20 protein-coding genes and 1 riboswitch are annotated in these 19584 nt (G+C 68.6%); of the genes, 12 read left to right on the top strand and 8 right to left on the bottom strand.

The window, feature by feature from the left end:
* Positions 1-22 precede the first annotated feature (22 nt).
* From garA to DMC64_RS16410, 3 genes are all read left to right on the top strand, one after another.
* Positions 23-490 (top strand): glycogen accumulation regulator GarA, encoded by a 468-nt coding sequence (gene garA / locus DMC64_RS16420; protein ID WP_016334077.1) that lies wholly within the window; start codon positions 23-25, stop codon positions 488-490.
* Positions 487-1248, top strand: coding sequence for a MerR family transcriptional regulator (locus DMC64_RS16415; protein WP_038514056.1), 762 nt, complete (start codon positions 487-489; stop codon positions 1246-1248). The genes garA and DMC64_RS16415 overlap by 4 nt, the downstream gene beginning before the upstream one ends.
* 220 nt (positions 1249-1468) lie before the next feature.
* On the top strand, positions 1469-1942 hold the full coding sequence (locus DMC64_RS16410) for a bifunctional nuclease family protein (RefSeq protein WP_005150031.1): 474 nt from the start codon (positions 1469-1471) through the stop codon (positions 1940-1942).
* A gap of 78 nt (positions 1943-2020) precedes the next feature.
* On the opposite strand, the gene DMC64_RS16405 is transcribed toward DMC64_RS16410, so the two are convergent.
* Complete coding sequence (locus DMC64_RS16405) at positions 2021-2665, bottom strand: TetR/AcrR family transcriptional regulator (RefSeq protein WP_016334079.1); 645 nt, start codon at positions 2663-2665, stop codon at positions 2021-2023.
* A 267-nt stretch (positions 2666-2932) separates the two neighbouring features.
* On the opposite strand from DMC64_RS16405, the gene DMC64_RS16400 reads away from it, so the two are divergent.
* Positions 2933-3514, top strand: coding sequence for a MerR family transcriptional regulator (locus DMC64_RS16400; RefSeq protein WP_005150040.1), 582 nt, complete (start codon positions 2933-2935; stop codon positions 3512-3514).
* Positions 3515-3560: 46 nt separating this feature from the next.
* A riboswitch (glycine riboswitch) is annotated at positions 3561-3662 on the top strand.
* 171 nt (positions 3663-3833) lie between these two features.
* The gene (gene gcvP, locus DMC64_RS16395; protein ID WP_125734209.1) at positions 3834-6713 is read left to right on the top strand and encodes an aminomethyl-transferring glycine dehydrogenase; all 2880 of its coding nucleotides are present in this window, start codon (positions 3834-3836) and stop codon (positions 6711-6713) included.
* Positions 6714-6716: 3 nt separating this feature from the next.
* On the opposite strand, the gene DMC64_RS16390 is transcribed toward gcvP, so the two are convergent.
* Positions 6717-7079, bottom strand: coding sequence for a nuclear transport factor 2 family protein (locus DMC64_RS16390; protein ID WP_125734208.1), 363 nt, complete (start codon positions 7077-7079; stop codon positions 6717-6719).
* A gap of 114 nt (positions 7080-7193) precedes the next feature.
* On the opposite strand from DMC64_RS16390, the gene DMC64_RS16385 reads away from it, so the two are divergent.
* A complete protein-coding gene (locus DMC64_RS16385; RefSeq protein ID WP_199754989.1) occupies positions 7194-8012 on the top strand; it encodes a helix-turn-helix domain-containing protein in 819 nt (272 codons plus the stop codon).
* Positions 8013-8060: 48 nt separating this feature from the next.
* A complete protein-coding gene (locus DMC64_RS16380) occupies positions 8061-8885 on the top strand; it encodes an aldo/keto reductase (protein WP_125734207.1) in 825 nt (274 codons plus the stop codon).
* 456 nt (positions 8886-9341) lie between these two features.
* On the opposite strand, the gene DMC64_RS16375 is transcribed toward DMC64_RS16380, so the two are convergent.
* The 5 genes from DMC64_RS16375 to DMC64_RS16355 all read right to left on the bottom strand — a co-directional run bounded on the left by DMC64_RS16375 (position 9342) and on the right by DMC64_RS16355 (position 14170).
* Entirely contained in the window at positions 9342-10028 is a 687-nt protein-coding gene (locus DMC64_RS16375; protein WP_037337331.1) for a hypothetical protein, read from the bottom strand.
* A 93-nt stretch (positions 10029-10121) separates the two neighbouring features.
* The gene (locus tag DMC64_RS16370) at positions 10122-11033 is read right to left on the bottom strand and encodes a 3-methyladenine DNA glycosylase (protein ID WP_125734206.1); all 912 of its coding nucleotides are present in this window, start codon (positions 11031-11033) and stop codon (positions 10122-10124) included.
* The gene (locus DMC64_RS16365) at positions 11030-12073 is read right to left on the bottom strand and encodes a hemolysin family protein (RefSeq protein WP_125734205.1); all 1044 of its coding nucleotides are present in this window, start codon (positions 12071-12073) and stop codon (positions 11030-11032) included. The genes DMC64_RS16370 and DMC64_RS16365 overlap by 4 nt, the downstream gene beginning before the upstream one ends.
* A complete protein-coding gene (locus DMC64_RS16360) occupies positions 12070-13416 on the bottom strand; it encodes a hemolysin family protein (protein WP_125734204.1) in 1347 nt (448 codons plus the stop codon). Before DMC64_RS16360 ends, DMC64_RS16365 begins: the two co-directional genes overlap by 4 nt.
* 157 nt (positions 13417-13573) lie before the next feature.
* A complete protein-coding gene (locus DMC64_RS16355) occupies positions 13574-14170 on the bottom strand; it encodes a TetR/AcrR family transcriptional regulator (RefSeq protein ID WP_037337340.1) in 597 nt (198 codons plus the stop codon).
* Between the two features lie 201 nt (positions 14171-14371).
* Here DMC64_RS16355 and DMC64_RS16350 point away from each other — a divergent pair, with 201 nt between their 5' ends.
* Genes DMC64_RS16350 through DMC64_RS16335 form a run of 4 tightly spaced genes read left to right on the top strand, consistent with a single transcriptional unit; the run spans position 14372 to position 17483 of the window.
* Complete coding sequence (locus DMC64_RS16350) at positions 14372-14770, top strand: hypothetical protein (RefSeq protein ID WP_037337342.1); 399 nt, start codon at positions 14372-14374, stop codon at positions 14768-14770.
* Positions 14771-14772: 2 nt separating this feature from the next.
* Positions 14773-15399, top strand: a complete 627-nt coding sequence (locus tag DMC64_RS16345; RefSeq protein ID WP_125734203.1) for a DUF3558 domain-containing protein — start codon at positions 14773-14775, stop codon at positions 15397-15399.
* The gene (locus DMC64_RS16340; protein ID WP_125734202.1) at positions 15396-16727 is read left to right on the top strand and encodes a hypothetical protein; all 1332 of its coding nucleotides are present in this window, start codon (positions 15396-15398) and stop codon (positions 16725-16727) included. Before DMC64_RS16345 ends, DMC64_RS16340 begins: the two co-directional genes overlap by 4 nt.
* A gap of 24 nt (positions 16728-16751) precedes the next feature.
* Entirely contained in the window at positions 16752-17483 is a 732-nt protein-coding gene (locus DMC64_RS16335) for an ESX secretion-associated protein EspG (protein WP_125734291.1), read from the top strand.
* 4 nt (positions 17484-17487) lie between these two features.
* Here DMC64_RS16335 and DMC64_RS16330 read toward each other — a convergent pair whose 3' ends face one another.
* The gene (locus DMC64_RS16330; RefSeq protein WP_199754998.1) at positions 17488-18291 is read right to left on the bottom strand and encodes a MarR family transcriptional regulator; all 804 of its coding nucleotides are present in this window, start codon (positions 18289-18291) and stop codon (positions 17488-17490) included.
* Between the two features lie 318 nt (positions 18292-18609).
* On the opposite strand from DMC64_RS16330, the gene pip reads away from it, so the two are divergent.
* Complete coding sequence (gene pip / locus DMC64_RS16325; protein WP_370324134.1) at positions 18610-19515, top strand: prolyl aminopeptidase; 906 nt, start codon at positions 18610-18612, stop codon at positions 19513-19515.
* Positions 19516-19584 lie beyond the last annotated feature (69 nt).

The raw sequence follows: 19584 nt of genomic DNA, 5'->3' as shown, positions 1-19584 counted from the left end.
CACATGCGTTAGGAGAGCTCAGGTGAGCACGAACGACGGGCCCGGCGTTCCCCCGGAGCAGTCTCCGGAGCGGACTTCTGTCTTCCGGGCCGACTTCCTGGCCGACGTCGAAGGCACTGAGGCTCCTCCGGCTGCCGAGGCCCCCGTCCAGGGTGTGGACGCGCTGCCCGCGGGTTCCGCGCTGCTGGTCGTCAAGCGGGGCCCGAACGCGGGGTCGCGCTTCCTGCTGGACCGCGACACCACCAGCGCGGGACGGCACCCGGACAGCGACATCTTCCTCGACGACGTCACGGTCTCCCGGCGGCACGCCGAGTTCCGCCGTGAGGGCGGCGAGTTCGTCGTCATCGACGTCGGCAGCCTCAACGGCACCTACGTCAACCGCGAGCCGGTCGACCAGGCCGTCCTCGCCGGTGGCGACGAGGTGCAGATCGGCAAGTTCCGCCTGGTCTTCCTGACCGGCCCGGGTTCCGGGGGCCAGGGGGCACGGTGACGGCGGCCGGGCGGCCTGATCGGGATGCTTCGCAGCGCGATGGGTTGAGCATCGGGGCCGTGCTGGCGCAGCTGCGCGGCGACTTCCCCGATGTCACCATCTCCAAGATCCGGTTCCTCGAGGCGGAGGGTCTGGTCCAGCCGGGCCGGACCCCGTCGGGGTACCGGCAGTTCGCTCCGGCGGACGTGGAGCGGTTGCGGTTCGTCCTGTCCGCCCAGCGGGATCACTACCTGCCGCTGAAGGTCATCAAGGAACAGCTGGACGCGGCGGATCGGGGCGCCGCGCCGGAAGCGGCGATGCCGAGGCTGCCGCGGAAACTCGTTTCACTCGACGCCCCCGGGGAGAACGGCGGACTGCCGTCCCCCGGGGACTTCGAGACCGATCGCGAGATCAGGCTGACCGAGGAAGATCTGCTCCGCCAGGCCGGCATCGACGCCGCCACCCTGGCTGAGCTGCGGCAATACGGTCTGGTGCGCCCAGGTGCGGCGGGGTTCTTCGACCCCGACGCGGTCCTCGTGGCGAAGACCGTGAAAGCGATGACCGAATTCGGTATCGAGCCGAGACATCTGCGTGCCTTCCGGGCCGCGGCCGACCGCGAGGTCGGCCTGCTGGAGCAGATCGTGACCCCGGTGTATCGGCATCGTGACGAGGACGCCCAGGCGAGGGGCGACGAAGTCGTCCGGGAGCTCGCCGCCTTGACCGTGGCGTTGCACACGCTCTTGGTGAAGGCCGGAATACGGGCTGTCACGGGCGGTTGAACGGTTCCAGGGGACCGGGAGCCGTTGTGCGGCCACTTGTCAATGCCTGAATGTTCGGCACCCTATGCCGTACCGTGAGAGTCGGGTTTGCCACGGGCGAACCGAGAATGTCGGAGACAGCGAGCACAGCGCTCGGAAGACGGGTAGCGTCGGGACTACCGTCGCTTGGTCGTCGAGACAAGCGTTGCAGCCCGTGCGCACGAGAGGGAGGCGAAGCCCGATGAGCGAGATGCGCGTCGTCGGCGTGCGGGTGGAGCTACCCGCGAATCAGCCGATCTTGTTGCTGCGGGAAACCGAAGGCGAGCGTTACCTGCCGATCTGGATCGGCTCGGTGGAGGCCACCGCCATCGCCTTGGAGCAGCAGGGAGTCCGCCCGGCCCGTCCGCTGACCCATGACCTGCTCAAGGAGGTCATCGGCGCACTGGGCCGTGAGCTGGAACAGGTCGTCATCACCGACCTGAAGGAAGGCACGTTCTTCGCGGAACTGGTCTTCGACGGGGACATCCGGGTTTCGGCGCGGCCGAGCGATTCGGTGGCGCTGGCGCTGCGGGTGGGGGTGCCCATCCACGCCGTCGACGCGGTGCTGGAGGAGGCGGGCCTCATCATCCCCGACGAGCAGGAGGACGAGGTCGAGAAGTTCCGCGAGTTCCTCGACTCGGTCTCGCCGGAGGACTTCCGCGGCGCGGACACCTGATCCCGAGAACTCGATCGAAGGGGCGGCGCCTGGTGGTGCCGCCCCTTCTTCGTATGCGTTTAGTCCTCTGAATGCGGATCAGGCGGCGGTCGCCTTGAGGAACAGGTCCGCCAGCTCCCGGCCGTACCGCTCCAGGTCCAGTTTCGGATCCGCCGCGAACTTCGCCGCGACGCCGTCGATGGCCTGCGCGATCGACAGCGCCATCACGTCCGCCGCGAAGTCGCCGAAAGCGCCTTCCTGCTGGCCCTGGCGCAGCTGACGTTCGAGCCGTCCGGTCCGGAACTCCTCGACGAGCGGCGCCGACATGAACCAGCCCTCGGCGTCCGAGCCGCTCGAAGCCATCTCGACCATGACCCGTACCAGTTCCGGGTACGAGCCGAGGAAGGCGATCTCCGCCTCGATGTAGCCGCGCAGCAGCCCGGCGCGGTCGGTCGTGCCCTCGATGCGCTCCTCGAGGAACTTGTCCTTCATCCCGGTCGCGGTGGTGACCACGGCCTGCATCAGGCCGGCCTTGTTGGTGAAGTGGTAGGAGATGATCCGGGTGCTGGACAGCCCGGCCCGCTCCTTGATCTTCGCGAACGACGTCTTGTGGTAGCCGAAGTCGGCGATCGTCGCGATCGCGGCCCCGACGATCTGGGCCCGCCGGGCCGCCTCGGTGACCGAGAGCCCCAGCTCCGCCTGGACCTCTTGCAGGGCACTCTGGGTGGAGGGATTTACTTGCATGAGTAAAAATTAACACGGCTGAGTAAATCCGGCAACCATGCGGCCGAACGGGGGACTGTCCTCGACAAGCCTCAAGAAGAGCTTGAGGCCGACCGCGCGTCGCGTTGACCGGTTTGCCGGACGCGCTTACCGTCAATGAAGGTGAATCGCCAAGGTGTGATTCGGATGTCTGGGGCATTCGTCTTGACGAGGAACTCCGGTGCGGACTCCCGTGGGTCCGCGCGGCTTTGTTCGCCGGCCGCCAGGTCGGGCGAGGGGAGGCATGGCGTGGTCGAGGCTGGTAGCCCTCAAGAGCCGCTCGTTCCGGTCGCTGACGGCGAGCAGGGCGAGCTGTTCCCCGACTCTTCCCTCCCGGACGAACTCGTCGGCTACCGCGGCCCGGCCGCCTGCCAGATCGCCGGGATCACCTACCGGCAGCTCGACTACTGGGCCCGTACGAAGCTGGTCGCGCCGAGCATCCGCACGGCGCACGGTTCCGGTTCGCAGCGGCTCTACTCGTTCAAGGACATCCTCGTCCTGAAGGTGGTCAAGCGGCTGCTGGACACCGGCGTCTCCCTGCAGAACATCCGCGTCGCCGTCGACCACCTGCGCCTGCGAGGCGTCCGCGACCTCGCCAAGGTCACCCTGTTCTCGGACGGCACCACCGTCTACGAGTGCACCTCGCCCGAAGAGATCGTCGATTTACTCCAGGGCGGGCAGGGCGTCTTCGGCATCGCGGTCAGCGGGGCGATGCAGGAGATCAGCGGCACCATCCACGAGTTCCCGGCCGAACGGGCCGACGGCGGCGTGATCGAAACGGTCACGCCGGACGAGCTCACGCAGCGCCGCAACGCCCGTCGCACCGGCTGATCATGAGGCCGCGCGAGCGGCAGGGTAGGCTCACTTCCGCGGTCGACGAATCCGCGCGGGAGAGACCGAGTCGATAACCGTTGAGCTCGGCGCCGAAGGAGCAAGTCCTCCCCGGAACCTCTCAGGCACCCTGGACCGCGCGGAAGAGACGCCTCTGGAAAGTGGTTCGCCAGGTCACAGCCTGGCGGCCCCGCCGACGGTGCAAGCCCGGCTCAACACTCGGGCGAAACTCTCAGGCGCCCCCTCGGGGGTACGGACAGAGTGGGGAGGGCCAGGACAATCCGTCCCGGCCCCACCCCCGCGTCTTGGGAGGTCCCCGATGGAGCCTGTTTCACTGGCCGCTCTCGAATCCGGAACCCCCTTCGCGGACCGGCACATCGGTCCCGGTGCCGAAGAGCTCGCGCGCATCCTCGACGTCGTCGGCGTCACCTCCCTCGAAGAGCTCGCCGAGCGGGCCGTCCCCGCGTCGCTGCGGGAGTCCGCGACCCCGCCGGATCTGCCGCCACCCGCCACCGAGACCGGCGCGCTCGCCGAGCTCCGCGCACTGGCCGCGCGCAACCGGCCGATGGTCCAGATGATCGGCCTCGGCTACCACGACACCGTGACCCCGCCGGTGATCCGCCGCAACGTGCTGGAGAGCCCGGCCTGGTACACCGCGTACACGCCGTATCAGCCGGAGATCTCGCAAGGGCGCCTCGAAGCGCTGCTCAACTTCCAGACCATGGTCGCCGATCTGACCGGGCTGCCGATCGCGAACGCGTCCATGCTGGACGAGGCGACCGCCGCGGCCGAGGCGATGACGCTGGTCCGCCGGGCGGGCAAGGCGAAATCGAGCCGGTTCGTGGTCGACGAGGACACCCTTCCGCAGACGATCGAGGTGCTGCGCACCCGTGCCGAACCGCTGGGCATCGACCTGGTGACCGCGGACCTGTCCCAGGGCATCACCGGGCTCGGGCTCGGCGGCGACTTCTTCGGGGTGCTGCTGTCGTATCCGGGCGCCTCGGGGGTCGTCCGCGAATGGGACCACACGATCGCCGAAGTCAAGGCGCTCGGCGCCGCCGTGGTGATGGCCGCGGATCCGCTCGCGCTGACCCTGCTGCGGTCGCCCGGTGAACTCGGCGCCGACGTCGCCATCGGGTCGACGCAGCGGTTCGGGGTCCCGATGGGCTTCGGCGGGCCGCACGCGGCGTACCTCGCCGTCCGGCAGGGGCTCGAACGGCAGCTGCCCGGACGGCTGGTCGGGGTGTCGAAGGACGCCGACGGCGCTCCCACGTACCGGCTCGCGCTGCAGACCCGTGAACAGCACATCCGCCGCGAAAAGGCGACGAGCAACATCTGCACCGCCCAGGTGCTTCTGGCGGTCATCGCGTCGATGTACGCGGTGTACCACGGTCCCGAAGGGCTGCGCGCCATCGCGAACCGCGCGCACCGGATGGCCACGGTGCTCGCGGCGGGCCTCGCCGAAAGCGGTGTCGACGTCGTGCACTGCGAATTCTTCGACACCGTCACGGTTTCCGTCCCGGGCCGCGCGGCGGGGATCGTCGGCACGGCGCGGGAACTCGGGGTCAACCTGAGGCTCGTGGACTCCGACCACGTCGCCGTCGCCTGCGACGAGACGACCAGTCGTGAGCATCTTTCCTTGGTGTGGAAGGCGTTCGGGGTCGCGGTGTCCGATGTGGACTCGCTCGACGCGGACACCGCGGACGGCTTCCCGCCGGATCTGCGCCGCACCAGCGACTACCTGACCCATCCGGTCTTCCACGCGCACCGTTCGGAAACTGCGCTGCTCCGGTACCTGAGGGCGTTGTCCGACAAGGACGTCGCGCTCGACCGGAGCATGATCCCGCTGGGCTCCTGCACGATGAAGCTCAACGCCACGGCCGAGATGGAGCCGATCACCTGGCCCGAGTTCGCCGGTCTGCATCCGTTCGCGCCCGCCGAGGACGCGGCCGGCCTGCTCACCGTCGTGAAGGATCTGGAGCGCTGGCTCGCTGGGATCACCGGCTACGACGCGGTCTCCCTGCAGCCGAACGCCGGAAGCCAGGGCGAGTTCGCCGGGCTGCTGGCCATCCGCGCGTACCACCGCGAACACGGGAACGCCGCACGTGACGTCTGCCTGATCCCTTCCAGCGCGCACGGGACGAACGCCGCCAGCGCCGTGATGGCCGGAATGCGGGTGGTCGTCGTGAAATGCGACGACGAGGGCAACATCGACCTCGGTCATCTCAAGTCCACTATGGACGAGCACGCGGACGACCTCGCCGCGATCATGATCACCTATCCCTCCACGCACGGCGTGTACGAGGACACCGTCCGCGAGGTCTGCGCGCTGGTGCACGACGCGGGCGGCCAGGTGTACGTCGACGGCGCGAACCTGAACGCGCTGATCGGGGTGGCGCAGTACGGGAAATTCGGCGCCGACGTCTCGCATCTCAACCTGCACAAGACCTTCTGCATCCCGCACGGTGGCGGCGGGCCGGGCATCGGGCCGATCGGCGTCCGTGCGCATCTGGCGCCGTACCTGCCGAACCATCCGCTGCAGCCGGACGCGGGCCCGGCCACCGGGGTGGGGCCGATCAGCGCCGCGCCGTGGGGGAGCGCGTCGATCCTCCCGATCTCCTGGGCCTACGTCCGGATGATGGGCGCCGAAGGCTTGAAGCGGGCGACGCTGACCGCGGTCGCGAACGCCAACTACGTCGCCAAACGTCTCGCCGCGCACTACCCGGTGCTGTACTCCGGGCACGACGGTCTGGTCGCGCACGAATGCATCCTCGATCTCCGCGCGCTCACCAAACGGACCGGCGTCACCGTGGACGACGTCGCCAAGCGCCTGGCCGACTACGGGCTCCACGCGCCGACGATGTCCTTCCCGGTCGCGGGAACGCTCATGGTCGAGCCCACCGAGAGCGAGGATCTCGGTGAACTCGACCGGTTCTGCGACGCGATGATCGCGATCCGCGGCGAGATCGAGAAGGTCGCCGCGGGGGAGTGGCCGCTGGAGGGAAGCCCGCTGCGGAACGCGCCGCATACCGCGCGCTGTCTCGCGGGCGAGTGGGATCGCCCGTACAGCAGGGAGATCGCGGTCTTCCCGGCCGGCTTCACCGCGTCGAAGATCTGGCCCCCGGTGCGGCGGATCGACGGGGCCGCGGGGGACCGCAACCTCGTCTGCTCCTGTCCGCCGCCGGAGGCCTTCGCCTGATCGTCAGCCGGGCATCTTGTCGAGAAAGCCCAGCACCTGCTTGATCCGGCCGTCCTCGACGGTGATGACGTCGAACCCGATCGCCAGCGGCTCCTCGGCGCCTTCCGGGCCGAGGTACCACTGGAACCGCGCGATGTCGTGATGCGCGTCGGGCGCCGCGGGCAGGCTGAACTTCAAGCCCGCGAACTGGGCCTGCGCGCCGGCGATGAAGCCGTCGACACCGTCGTGGCCGGTCACGGCACCGAGCGGGTCGGTGTAGGCGGCGTCCTCGGTGAAGACTTCGGCGATCAGGGCGCGGCGCTTGTCCGCGTCGGTCTCGTTCCACACGGCGATGTACTGCTCGGCGACGCGCTGGATGTCCGACATGGTGTCTCCTCGTTCTGTTGTGGGGTAACCGATGCCGCAACTCTGTCGGCCGGGAGCGGGTCCCGTCGATTACGCCTGAGGTAATGGCGGCTCCGCGCGCGGAGCCGTAGGTTCGTGATCGTGACGACCACAGTGAGCGCGGGCCGCCCCGTCGGCGAACTCCTCCGTGAATGGCGTGACCGCCGCCGGATCAGCCAGCTGGATCTCGCCATCTCGGCGGACATCTCCACCCGGCACCTGAGCTTCGTCGAAACCGGCCGGTCCAAGCCCAGCCGCGAGATGGTGCTGCGGCTCGGCGAACATCTGGAGGTGCCCTTGCGGGAACGCAACCAGCTGCTGCTGGCCGCGGGATACGCGCCCGCGTACGCCGAAACCGGTCTGGCCGCCCCGGAGCTGGAAGCGGTCCGCAAGGCGGTGCGCCAGCTGATGACCGGCCACGAGCCGTACCCGGCCGCCGTCGTCGACCGCTGGTGGAACCTCGTCGACGCCAACGCGAGCATCTCGCTGATGACCGACCTGGTGTCGCCCGCCTTGATGACGCCGCCGGTCAACGTCCTGCGGGTGACGCTGCATCCGGACGGGATGGCGCCACATGTGCTGAATCTGGGGGAGTGGCGGGCCCATCTGCTCGGCAGGCTGCGGCGTCAGGTGATCCAGACCGCCGACCCGATGCTGACCGAACTGCTGGAGGAACTGCGCGCCTATCCGTGCGCGGATCCCGTCCCCGAGGTGGAGGTCCCCGGACCGGGTGACATCTTCGTCCCGCTGAGACTGCGGCACGAGGACGCCGAACTCACGTTCTTCAGCACGGTCTCCACCTTCGGCACGCCGCTCGATGTCACGGTCGCCGAGCTGGTGATCGAGTCGTTCTTCCCGGCGGACGCGGACACGGCGGAGTATTTGCGCGCGTATGCCGCGCGCGGGGTGGAATGATGCGTGGCAAGAAGCCCTGCCGCCGAACCCAGTGAGGATTTCCCTTCCATGGCCGTGCCTTCCGTCGTCCTGAACAACGAGGTAGCCATCCCACAACTCGGTTTCGGCGTCTGGCAGGTGCCCGCGGGCGATACGGCCAAGGTCGTCCGGACCGCCATCGAGGCCGGGTACCGCAGCATCGACACCGCCGCGTCGTACCGGAACGAAGCCGGTGTCGGTGAGGCGATCCGCTCATCGGACGTCCCTCGCGAGGAACTGTTCATCACCACGAAACTGCCGAATCCGGGCCACGGTTACGACGAGGCGCTGCGGGCGTTCGACGCGAGCCTCGCGGAGCTCGGGCTGGACCACGTCGACCTCTACCTGATCCACTGGCCGATGCCCGCCCGCGGGAAGTATGTCGAAACCTGGCGTGCGCTGGAAAAGCTCTACGCGGACGGCCGGGTGCGCGCGATCGGGGTGTCGAACTTCCACGTCCCGCATCTGCGGCGGCTCTTCGACGAGACCGGGATCGTGCCCGCGGTCAACCAGGTCGAGCTGCATCCCCGGCTTCAGCAGAAGGCGTTGCGGGAGTTCCACGCCGAGCACGGCATCGTCACCGAGGCGTGGAGCCCGCTGGCGCAGGGATCTTTGCTCTCGGACGCGACGCTGACCGCCCTCGCCGCCAAATACGGCAAGAGCCCGGCACAGCTCGTGCTGCGCTGGCATCTGCAACTCGGCACGGTCGCGATCCCGAAATCCGTGACACCGTCCCGGATCCGCGAGAACTTCGACGTCTTCGACTTCGAACTCGCCGAAGACGATCTCGCCGCGCTCGCCGAGTTCGACGACGGGACGCGCACCGGCCCGGACCCGGACACCTTCTCCTCGTGAGTGTTGAGGACGGCTCTTACCGTCCTCAACACTCACGAGGCTGGGACCGAATCGGGAGTCTCGCGTGATCAGGTGGACGACACGCGTGATCGGACGGACAACACGAGTGTCTGGAGGGACATCACGCGAGTCGTCCGTCTGGGCACGCGTGTCGTCCATTCCGTCACGTGTGTCGTCCGTCGGATCACGCCGAACCGTCGGACACGGTTGGTGCTAACCGCTCTCACCACTCACGAGGACTTGGCCCGCTGGTACTGGCGTCCTGGGTACATGAAGGCCCCCTTCACTGCGTCTAGCGCAGTGAAGGGGGCCTTCATGTACTTGGGAAGGTGCGAAGGTCGAGTTCAGCAGAAGTCCAAGACACCCTTGGTTCTAACCGTCCAACGCTCACGAGGCGGAGGTACGGGAAAGGCCCCTTCCCGAGCGGCGAAGGGGCCTTTCCCGTGGTTCGGGGCCTCAGGTGGCCTTGATACCCGCGGCCGCGAAGTCGGCCTGCTGGGCGGGCTGCTGGAGGTACTGGCGGAACGTCTGCGCGGCGCGCATCTGGACCTCGTCGATGTTCTTGCCGGCGAGCCCGACGAGCGGGTAGTCGGCCGAACGCGCCGTCGCGACCGACTGGGCGGGCGAACCGACCAGCTCGGGCTTGGCGGTGTTCAGCTCGGTCACCCAGTAGGAGGACTCGGGGATCCAGGCGGCGGGCAGGCCGCCGATGGAGTCGAGGTTGGTCCGTCCGACGAGGCCGTCGAGCACCGAAGCGGAGGACAGCGCGTCGATCTGGATGATCACGCAGTGGTCGCGGACCACGGTCGCGGCGTTGTTCCACCGCTCGGCCGCCGCGCGGACCGGCTTCTCGATGCTGGGGGTGACGATGACCCGCATCGGGGTGTCGCCGGCGCTGCACGCCTTGGCCTGGGCTTCGGCGCGGGTGTTGAGCTCGCCGTCCGCCCAGTTCCAGCCCAGCACGCCGATCGCGACCAGGACCACGAGGACCAGGCAGGCGATGGGCCATTTGGCGATCCGCCGCCGCGGGGCCTTCTTCCCGACGATCCGGTGCGAACCGGTCGCCTCACCGCGACCCTGAGGCCGCTTCGGCGGGTCGAGGGGATGCGGCACCGGCTCCTCGACCGCGCTGTGTCGCCCCATCGTTGTCCTTTCGAAACGTGCGCGCTCGCGCTGCGTATGCAATCAAACCGTTATCACTCTAACAGGGGAGGATGTTACGGGGAATGCGACGACTCACAGTTGTTTTCCGCGTGTCGCGGGAACTTTCCTTAACTCGGCCAGGAGCCGTTGGCAATGCGCTATCAGGTGCTCACGCAGCGGCGCCGCCCGCCGGGCGAACGCGGCCTGCGCGCGGGCGTACTCTGCACGGCCTTCCGTGGTCTCGATCCGTACGGGCGAGTACCCGAACGACGCCAGATCGTACGGGCTGGCCCGCATGTCCAGCTCACGGATGTCCGCGGCCAGCTCGAAGCAGTCACCGACCAGCTCGGCCGGGACGAACGGATCGAGTTTGTACGCCCACTTGAACAGATCCATGTTGGCGTGCAGGCAGCCCGGCTGCTCGAAGTCGACCTGGTCCTCCCGCGCCGGCCGCAGGGTGTTGAGCGGCCGGGCGGGCTCGGTGAAGAACCGAAACGCGTCGAAATGTCCGCATCGGATCTCCAGCGACTCGACGACGCCGTCGGTCCCGGCCGAGCCGAGCCGGAGCGGAAGCTGTGAGTGGCGAACCTCATTCGCCGATTCCCGGTAAACCATTGCCCATTCGTGAAGCCCGAAACAACTGAGTCTCGGCGAGCGGGACGCGGTCGCGGAAAGCAGCCGGAGAACGAATTCCGCGGTCTTGGCTCGGCCTTCGGTGAAGCCAGCCGGATCGAGCATGACGCCGTCCGGAGTCTCCACGTAGCCCTTCCGCTCCAGGAACCGGTGCGCGGACGCGCCTTCGAGCACGACACCCGGACCCGGCTGCCAGCGCTCCAGATGCCCTGGCCGGTGCGAGTAGTAGCTGAAGAGGAAGTCGAGCACCGGATGCTTCTCGCCCCGCGAGCGGCGGCGCTGGTGCGGTGTCGTCCAGCGCCGCATCCGCGTGACGTGGTCGTCCTCCCGAGCCCGCCACACGGACTCGGGAAGGACGATCAGGCCGGTCATGACATGACGTGGGTACCGTCGCGGACAGTTCCCACGTATTCCTCGACGAGGTCCTCCAGCGCGACGACGCCGACCGCGGCCCCGGCCGGGCTCAACGCCCGCGCGAGGTGACTGCCTTCCTTGCGCATCGCCGACAGCGCCTCGTCCAGCCGGGCGTCGGCGTGCAGTTCGGTGAGCGCCCGCGTCTTGTCCGACGGCACCACGGTGGTCGGGTCCTCGCCCACGAGGTCGAGGATGTCCTTGACGTGGATGTAGCCGGTCAGCGTCCCGTCGTCGGTGCACACCGGGAAGCGGGAGAACCCGGTCGAGGACACCGCGCGTTCGACGTCGCCCAGCGTGGGCGAGCAGGGCAGCGTGGTCAGCTGGGCCGTCGGGACCAGCACGTCCGCGACCGTCTTCTCCACCGAGGACAGCGTCTTGCTCAGACGCTGGTGCTCGGAGTGCTCCAGCAGGCCCTCGCGGCGCGACTCGCTGAGCAGTTCGGCGAGTTCGTCGGAGGTGTAGGCGGTCTCCAGCTCGTCCTTCGGCTCGACCTTGAACACCCGCAGCAGCGAGTTCGCCACGAAGTTCAGCAGCCAGATGAACGGGTTGGCGACCTTCACCCAGGCCACGTGCACCGGGACCAGCCACAGCGCCAGCCGTTCCGGCTCGGCGATCGCGAGGTTCTTCGGCACCATCTCGCCGATGAGGACGTGCAGGATGGTGATGAACGCCAGCGCGATCGCGAACGAGATCGGGTGCAGCAGCACCTCGGGGATCCCGAACAACTCGAAGAACCCGGCAAGCCGGTGCGCGACGGCGGGCTCGCCGAGCCGTCCCAGCAGCAGCGAGCAGATGGTGATGCCGAGCTGCGCGCCCGCGAGCATCAGCGAGACGTTCCTGCTCGCGTTGATCACGATCCTGGCGCGGGTCTTCCCTTGCTCCAGCAAGGCTTCCAGCCGGTCACGCCGCGACGAGATCAGCGCGAACTCGGCACCGACGAAGAACGCGTTGGCCAGCAACAGGACCACGACGAGGAAGATGTTGAACCAGTCGCTCATCGGGCGGGCTCCTGCTCTGCGGAGGTCGCGGTTTCGCCGACCCGGCGGACTTCGACCTCGGCGATGCGGAGACGGTCCATTTTGGTCACCGTGAGCCGCCAGGCGTCGAGTTCGGTGGCGTCACCGGGGGAGGGGATCCGGCCGAGCCGTTCGAGGATCAACCCGGCGATGGTCTCGTAGTCGCCGTCGGGCATCCGGAACCCGGTCTCGTCGGTGACCTCGTCGGCGCGAAGCTGTCCGGACACGAGCCAGTTGTCGGCGCCGACCTGCTGGGAGGACGGCGCTTCACGTTCGTCGTGTTCGTCGCGGACGTCGCCGATGATCTCCTCGACCACGTCCTCCAGGGTCACCAGGCCCGCTGTGCCGCCGTACTCGTCGACGACGATCGCGAGCTGGAAGCGGGAATCACGCAGCCGGTTGAGCAGCGAGTCCCCCGGCAGCGATTCGGGCACCGTCGGGATCGGCCGCATGACCGAACCGATCCGTACCGTGGCGCGCTGGGCGGCCGGGACGGTGAACGCCTGCTTGATGTGCACCGCGCCCTGCACGTCGTCGAGATCCTCGGTGTAGACCGGGAAACGCGAGAAGCCGGTGCGGCGCGAGATCTCGATGAGGTCGGAGATCGTGTCGTCCACGGTCAGCGATTCGAGCTGGACGCGCGGCGTCATCAGCTCGTCGGCCGTCCGCTCGCCGAAGCGCAGCGACTTGTCCAGCAGTTCGGCCGTCGACGTGTCGAGCGTGCCGCTTTCCGCGCTGGAGCGCACGATCGAGCCGAGTTCCTGCGGCGACCGGGCCGACCGCAGTTCTTCCTGCGGCTCCACGCCGAACTTGCGGACGAGGAAGTTGGCGCTGTTGTTCATCAGGGTGATGAGCCAGCGGAACAGGGACGAGAACCGCGAGTGGTACCCCGCGACGGCACGCGCGGTCTGCAGCGGCCGGGCGATCGCGAGGTTCTTCGGCATCATCTCGCCGAGGATCATCGACAGCGACGTGGCCAGGATCAGCGCGACCGCCAGCGAGACGCCGTTCGCCACGCCTTCGGAGAACCCGACGGCGGTGAACAGCGGATGCAGCAGGTCACCGATCACCGGTTCCGCGAGGTAACCGGTGATCAGGGTGGTGATGGTGATCGCCACCTGCGCGCCGGAGAGCTGGAACGAGAGCGTGCGGTGCGCCTTCTGCACGGTGTGCGCGCGTTTGTCGCCGACCTGGCGGACGTTCGCGTCGACCGTGCTGCGCTCGAGCGCGGTGAGGGAGAACTCGGCGGCGACGGCGAGGCCGGTGCCGACGGTCAGCAGGAGGAACAGGAGAATGCCGAGAACGGCGAGCAGGATTTCCATCATTTCCTGCCGGCGGGGTCGGCGGGAAGAGCCGCGGAACAGCCGGGTGTGCCACCCGGCTCGATACTGTCACCAGGTGACTGCGCGTCGCGCACGAAAAGAGTCACTCCTCGATCGGAATCAACTGACACCGCCGCTGTACTGCGGCGATGGGACAATCTTAACGTGTTCCCCCGGCCGCGTGGGCACGGTGCCGCCGCACGCTCTCCTCGACCAGGTCGAGAACGGGGCCGAGATCGTCTCCGGGCTGGCCCATCGCGAGGTGGGAGACGAGACCCTCGAGAACGAGTTCGAGGTATGCGGTCAGGACGTCGACGTCGACGTCGTCACGCAGGATCCCGGCGTCGCGCTGGCGCTCCAGGCGGCGGCGGGTCGCGGCGGTCAGCTGGTGGGACCGCTCGGCCCAGCGGGCCCGGAACTCGGGGTCGGTGCGCAACCGCCGGGAGACCTCCAGCCGTGTGCCGAGCCAGTCGGCGGGGTGCTCGCTGCGGTTCGTCAGCAGTTCGCGCATCACCTGGACGAGGCCCTGCTCGGCGACGATGTCGGCCATGCGCACCGCGTCGTCCTCGGCCAAGGCCAGGAAGAGGGACTCCTTGTCGCGGAAATGGTGGAAGATCGCGCCGCGGGACAGTCCGGTGGCTTCTTCCAGCCGCCGGACGGTGGCACCCTCGTAGCCGTGGCGTGCGAAACACACGCGGGAGCCGTCGAGGATCTGGCGCCGGCGTGCGTCGAGGTGATCCTGGCTGACCCGTGGCATCCTGGGATCCTGTCACCGGGAACCCGGTCAATGCAATCCGTACGTACGTACTGTGACCAGTTCGCGGGATGATCCGCCCGACCGGGAACCGGACGGCTCCGAGACACGTCCGACCACTCGGCCGGATCGGCTGACACGCCGTCCGCCGCTTGGCTACTCTTTGTCCATCACCGTGTGTGAGTGCTGAGGGGAAGGTGCGGGTTGAACATCATCGGCGACGCCGCGAGCGCGATCAAGGCCGTCTGGGGTGACCTCACCACGCCGAAGGAACCGACCGTTTACGGCGGTGGGGGCGGCGGTGGCGGCGGGTTCGAGATGAGCCCCGAGGAGCTGAAGACCGTCATCGGGCTGTGGCAGGACGAGCTGAAGAAGGTCTCCGAAGACGGTATGAAGATCGAGGACATCCTCGCCGATCTGAGTCCGCCTGGCCGGGACGAGGCCAGCTCCAGCTATGTCGATTCCGGCGTCGATTCGCTGCTCGCCTTGCAGAAGCAGAACGACTCGATGAAGGAATACATCACCGGCTACATCGCGAAGCTCGAGATCGCCAGGACGAAGACGATGGTCACCGACCAAGCCAACACCATGCGCACGACCTGAGGATGCCGAACGTGTTGAGGAAACGCGCCGCCGTGGCGGCGCTCATGCTTGTATCCGTCGCGGTGGCGGGCTGCACGGGGGAGAACCCCGGGAAACCGTCGCCCAGCAGTGGGTCGGCGCCGTCGTCGGAGTCTTCCGCCGCGCCGGAGGATCCGAACGTCCCGAAGGTGGCGAATCCGCTGGACGCCTCGGCGTACGTCGGTGACGCCTGCAAGCTGCTTCCCGCCGCCTCGGCGGCGGAGCTGGGGTTCACCGAGCCCGGCGAGCCCAGGTCCGAGTCGAGCAATCCGAGCTGCGGTTGGTTCATCAGGGGCAAAGGCGAGACGCTGCAGGTCATCCTCGGCAGCGGAAACCGCGAAAAGGGCACGGGCGGCCTGGCCGGAATGTACAAGGCCAAGGAATCCGGGCAGCTGCGGTTTCTGGAGCCGGGCCCCGAGGTCGACGGCTACCCGACCGTCTATTACGGAATCCAGGACCGGCGGGCGCGCGGTAACTGCGATCTCGCGGTGGGCGTCGCGGACGACCTGACGATCAACACCCTGGCCGCCGGCTACGGCGACGAACAGAATTCGTGCGGGACCGCGCAGAAACTCGCGTCGGCCGTGATCAAGACACTCAAGGGGGCATGAGAGTGGACGGCAAACAGATCTTCGAGAACTTCACCCAGGGCGACACCCGCAACCTGCGTTCGGCGGCCGATCGCATCGCCGAACTCTCGGACGCCTACGTCGAGCGCGGCATGGCCATCAAGTCCCTGCAGACGCGGATGACGGCGTCCTGGACCGGTTCCGCGGCCGACGCGGCGAACGCCGGTGCGGGCCCGCTGGAGCAGGCCTTCAAGGAGACCGCGGAGCCGCTGTTCCAGACCAGGGATTCGGTGACGACGCAGGCCGACAGCTTCGACGACTCCGGGCAGACGGTCGTCCCGGTGCCGCCGAAACCGGACAAGCCCAACCCCTGGACCACCGGCCTGAAGGGCGCGATCCCGATCGCCGGGCCGTTCATGGTCAACAACGACATCAAGAACTACCAAGAGGGCGTCGCGAAACACGAGGCGGCGAACCAGAACAACGTCCGCGTGATGGACCAGTACGACTCGGTCACCAGCAGCACGAGTTCCAGCCTGCCGACCGATTACGGCGTGTTGAAGAGCGACGGCGCGGACGTCAGCGTCAAGACCCCCGGCGGTACGCCCCCGGTCCACCCGCCGGTCATCCCGGTCAAGCCGATCAGGAACGGCGGCGGGGACGACAACGACGGCACCGACACCAGCGGCACGGACGACAACGGCACCAACCCGAATCAGAACAGGCCGGGCGGCGACGATCGCACCCCGACCAAACCGGGCCCCAACGACGACCGCCCGGTGATCCCGAGGGACCGGCCCGACCCCACCATCCCGCCTCCCACGACGCGCAAGCCGGGCGACGGGGACGACACCACACGCCCGACCGGCGGTGGCAAGGGCAAGCCCGGGCCGACGACCGAAATCCCGGGCAGGATCCCCGGACGGGGTCCCGGCGGCGACTCGGACAACGTCATCGGCCTGCCGAACGGCCCCGGCCAGAACTACAACCCGAACGGTCCCGGCCAGAACCCGCCGGGAAGCACCGGCGGTCGCAACGTGCCCCCGTCCAACAGCGCCGCGGGCAGGCTGCTCGGTGGCGAGGGCGGCACCGGCGGCCGGGCGGGCGCTCCCGGTTCCGGCGGTCTCGGCTCGGGCAGGGGCTCCGGCATGGGCGGTCTCGGCGGCATCGGTGGCGCGGACCACCTGGCCGGCGGTCGCGGAGCGGGCGGTCGTGGCGGCGGGCAGATGGGTCCGATGGGTGCCGGCGGCCGGCGTGCCGACGGCGACGAGGACGACGAGCACCAGCGTCCCGACTACCTGATCGAGGCCGACCCGGACGCGATCTTCGGCACCGACCAGCGGACCAGTCCGCCGGTCATCGGCGAGTAACGGATGACCGTGAGAACAGGCCGGGTGGACGTCCCGGTCGAAGCCTTGGCGGTGCTCGCCGAACGCGAACGCGTCGGCGAACTGCACATCACGCTGCGTCCCGAACCGCGCTGGCTGTCCAGGACGGCCCGCGCGGAGGCGGACAAGCGCGTGGAAGCGGCGCTGGCACAGGCCGGGCTGCTGGATTCGAGCGGCCGCGCGTCGGTCGACTTCCTGGACTGGCTTCCGGTGCTCACGAAACCGGCCATCGAGTACTACGGCTGGGTGAACACCGGCGGCCAGACCTACGGCGTCCTCGCCGCTTCGCTGGGGCTGCAGGCGGTCCTGGCGGTGGCGTCGGACGACTGGGTCGGGCTGCAGGAGATCGATCGGCGACGGCTGCCCGAAACGCTGATCGAGCAGCTGCCGCCCGTCCCGGCGGGCGGCGGAAGGTTGCGCACTGTCCGCGCGTACGAGCTCGAAGAAGCGGCTCGCCGCGGCCCGGACACGCATTCGCTGCCGCCGGTGATCGCGGACATCGTCAGCCTCGTGCAGCGGCCGGTCGAGGGGAGCGGCGAGCTCTACGTCGGCAAGCGGGACGAGGTCGGCAGGCATATGGCCGCCGAGGATCCGCTCCATTTCGCCGACACGGACTGGGGCCGGTACCTGAGCTACACGACCGGCCATGGCAACGACGCCGTGGTCCACATCGGACCGGCCGGCCCGGCGGAGCTGGCAGACGCGCTCAAGCACGTCTCCAGCACCTTGGCTGGCTAGGCCGTCACCACGGAAACACCGCCCTGAGCGCGGCCGAGATCGGTTCGAGGTCGGCGACGAGACGCTCGAGTTCTTGGGCGTTCAGGGCGTTGTACGGCGTCTCCGCGAGCCTGTCGGTCATGGCCTCGACGCGTTCCTTCGTGGCGCGCCCAGCCGGGGTGAGCCAGCCGTCCGTCCCGATGAGACCGCGGTCGCGCATACCGTCGACGACCGCGGTCAGCTGGGCGGCGGGAAGGTGCCAGACCCGGCCGAACTCGTTCGCGGGGGTGCCGACGGACAGGGCGTGGAGCACATGGGACTCCGTGCCGCCGACGCCTTCGGCCAGCAAAGCGACGGTGTGGCCGTCGCCGCGGTGTTCACGCAGGAGAGTGGCGGCGTGCCAAAGCCTGGCCACGGGCTCCTGCGGGACCGGGACAGTGCGGAGGGCGGCGTAGAGGGCACGCCCCTCCACCGGCGCGCTGGTCGCCGCCTTCAGCAGGAGGTCGCCTGCGCGGGTGACTCCGGGGGCGTCGGCGAGTTCGCCGAGGATCCGCCGCATCCCCGCGACGCATCCTCGTTCGCGGGCGGCCAGCGCCTCCTCGGGTGTGGTCAGCTCCCAGACCTTCGGGATGTGCCGGGCCACCTCGCCGGGGGCGAAGTTGTAGAAGATCGCGTGGATCACCTCGGCGGGCACCGACCGGCCGAACGGCGCGGCACGGCCGGCGAAGTAGGCGTCCCACGGGCCGCGCAGGCCGAGCGCGATCAGGGCCTCGTCCGACTCGTCGGCGAAGTAGGGCACCAGACCGATGGGCTCGACCAGGTCGTACATGCGGCGGGCGTTCGACATCTCATCCCCTGGGGCTTCGTGGCGGCGCTCTCGTGGCGGCCGCTCACCTTGTCCACGAATCACTGGCGCCGGAACAGACACTCGGTGCAGGGAATTTCGCGGAAGATCGGGAGCGCCAAGTCCGTGAAGGCCTCCTTGAGAGACCCAGAGTCCCTCAAGGAGGCCTTCACGGACTGCTTAATCCCGCGCGCCAGGACACGCTCCCCGCTATTGTGACAGCGCTGTTGTATTTCTGGCGGGGTCTGGGAGGACGAGAACGTGACACGGCTGTATCCGGAAATCGAACCGTACGACCACGGGATGCTCGACGTCGGCGACGGGCACCTCGTGTACTGGGAGGTCTGCGGGAATCCCGACGGCAAACCCGCCGTCACGCTGCACGGCGGTCCCGGGACCGGCTGCAGTACCGGCCTTCGCCGGTACTTCGACCCGGCCAAGTACCGCGTCGTGCTGTTCGACCAGCGAGGCTGCGGCCGGAGCACCCCTCACGCAGGGGAGCCTGAAGCCGACCTTTCCGCCAACACCACCGACCACCTGATCGCCGACATGGAACGCCTTCGTGAGCATCTGGGCATCGAGAAGTGGCTGCTCTTCGGCGGTTCCTGGGGCTCGGTGCTCGCGCTGGTCTACGCCGAGCGTCATCCGGACCGGGTCACGGAGATGGTCTTGATGGGCTTGGCGACCGGACGGCGGAGCGAGACCGATCTGCTCACCCGCGGCCTCGGCGGCGTCTTCCCCGAGGCGTGGGCGAAGTTCCGCGACGGCGTACCCGAAGAGGATCGCGACGGTGACCTGGCGGCGGCCTACCTCAAGTTGCTGATGGACCCCGATCCGGCGGTGCACGGGAAGGCGGCGGCCGACTGGTGTGCCTGGGAGGACGCGATCATCCCGACTTCCCCGCCGTACAAGAGCTTCGAGAGCCCGGAGTTCCGGCTCGCCTTCGCCAGGCTGGTCACGCACTACTGGAGTCAGGGGTCCTTTTTGGACGAGGGCGTGGTCCTGCGGGAGGCCGGGAAACTGGCCCACATCCCGGCCGTGCTCGCCGAAGGATGTCTCGACCTGGGCAATCTCATCGGCACCCCGTGGGAGCTGGCGCACGCTTGGCCCGGCAGCGAACTGGTGGTCATCGACGAGGTCGGCCACAGCACCCAGGACGAGCCGATGCGCGAAGTCCTCATCGGGGCGACGGACCGCTTCGCTTCTTGAGCCACGGATCGCGCGTGAAGGCCTCCTTCCCTCGGCTCAGCCGAGGGAAGGAGGCCTTCACGCGCAATC

It is taken from the genome of Amycolatopsis sp. WAC 04197 (assembly GCF_003947475.1).
GTDB classification, from domain to species: Bacteria; Actinomycetota; Actinomycetes; order Mycobacteriales; family Pseudonocardiaceae; genus Amycolatopsis; species Amycolatopsis japonica.
The sequence above is the reverse complement of the archived record's forward strand: the minus strand, read 5'-3'. Positions and strand labels throughout refer to the sequence as shown.

Excerpts from the sequence above, each read along its gene's own strand:
- DMC64_RS16410 (WP_005150031.1), top strand. The coding sequence starts at position 1,469 with ATGAGCGAGATGCGCGTCGTCGGCGTGCGGGTGGAGCTACCCGCGAAT.
- DMC64_RS16405 (WP_016334079.1), bottom strand. The coding sequence starts at position 2,665 with ATGCAAGTAAATCCCTCCACCCAGAGTGCCCTGCAAGAGGTCCAGGCG.
- gcvP (WP_125734209.1), top strand. The coding sequence starts at position 3,834 with ATGGAGCCTGTTTCACTGGCCGCTCTCGAATCCGGAACCCCCTTCGCG.
- DMC64_RS16390 (WP_125734208.1), bottom strand. The coding sequence starts at position 7,079 with ATGTCGGACATCCAGCGCGTCGCCGAGCAGTACATCGCCGTGTGGAAC.
- DMC64_RS16380 (WP_125734207.1), top strand. The coding sequence starts at position 8,061 with ATGGCCGTGCCTTCCGTCGTCCTGAACAACGAGGTAGCCATCCCACAA.
- DMC64_RS16375 (WP_037337331.1), bottom strand. The coding sequence starts at position 10,028 with ATGGGGCGACACAGCGCGGTCGAGGAGCCGGTGCCGCATCCCCTCGAC.
- DMC64_RS16370 (WP_125734206.1), bottom strand. The coding sequence starts at position 11,033 with ATGACCGGCCTGATCGTCCTTCCCGAGTCCGTGTGGCGGGCTCGGGAG.
- DMC64_RS16365 (WP_125734205.1), bottom strand. The coding sequence starts at position 12,073 with ATGAGCGACTGGTTCAACATCTTCCTCGTCGTGGTCCTGTTGCTGGCC.
- DMC64_RS16360 (WP_125734204.1), bottom strand. The coding sequence starts at position 13,416 with ATGATGGAAATCCTGCTCGCCGTTCTCGGCATTCTCCTGTTCCTCCTG.
- DMC64_RS16355 (WP_037337340.1), bottom strand. The coding sequence starts at position 14,170 with ATGCCACGGGTCAGCCAGGATCACCTCGACGCACGCCGGCGCCAGATC.
- DMC64_RS16345 (WP_125734203.1), top strand. The coding sequence starts at position 14,773 with ATGCCGAACGTGTTGAGGAAACGCGCCGCCGTGGCGGCGCTCATGCTT.
- DMC64_RS16340 (WP_125734202.1), top strand. The coding sequence starts at position 15,396 with ATGAGAGTGGACGGCAAACAGATCTTCGAGAACTTCACCCAGGGCGAC.
- DMC64_RS16330 (WP_199754998.1), bottom strand. The coding sequence starts at position 18,291 with ATGTACGACCTGGTCGAGCCCATCGGTCTGGTGCCCTACTTCGCCGAC.
- pip (WP_370324134.1), top strand. The coding sequence starts at position 18,610 with ATGCTCGACGTCGGCGACGGGCACCTCGTGTACTGGGAGGTCTGCGGG.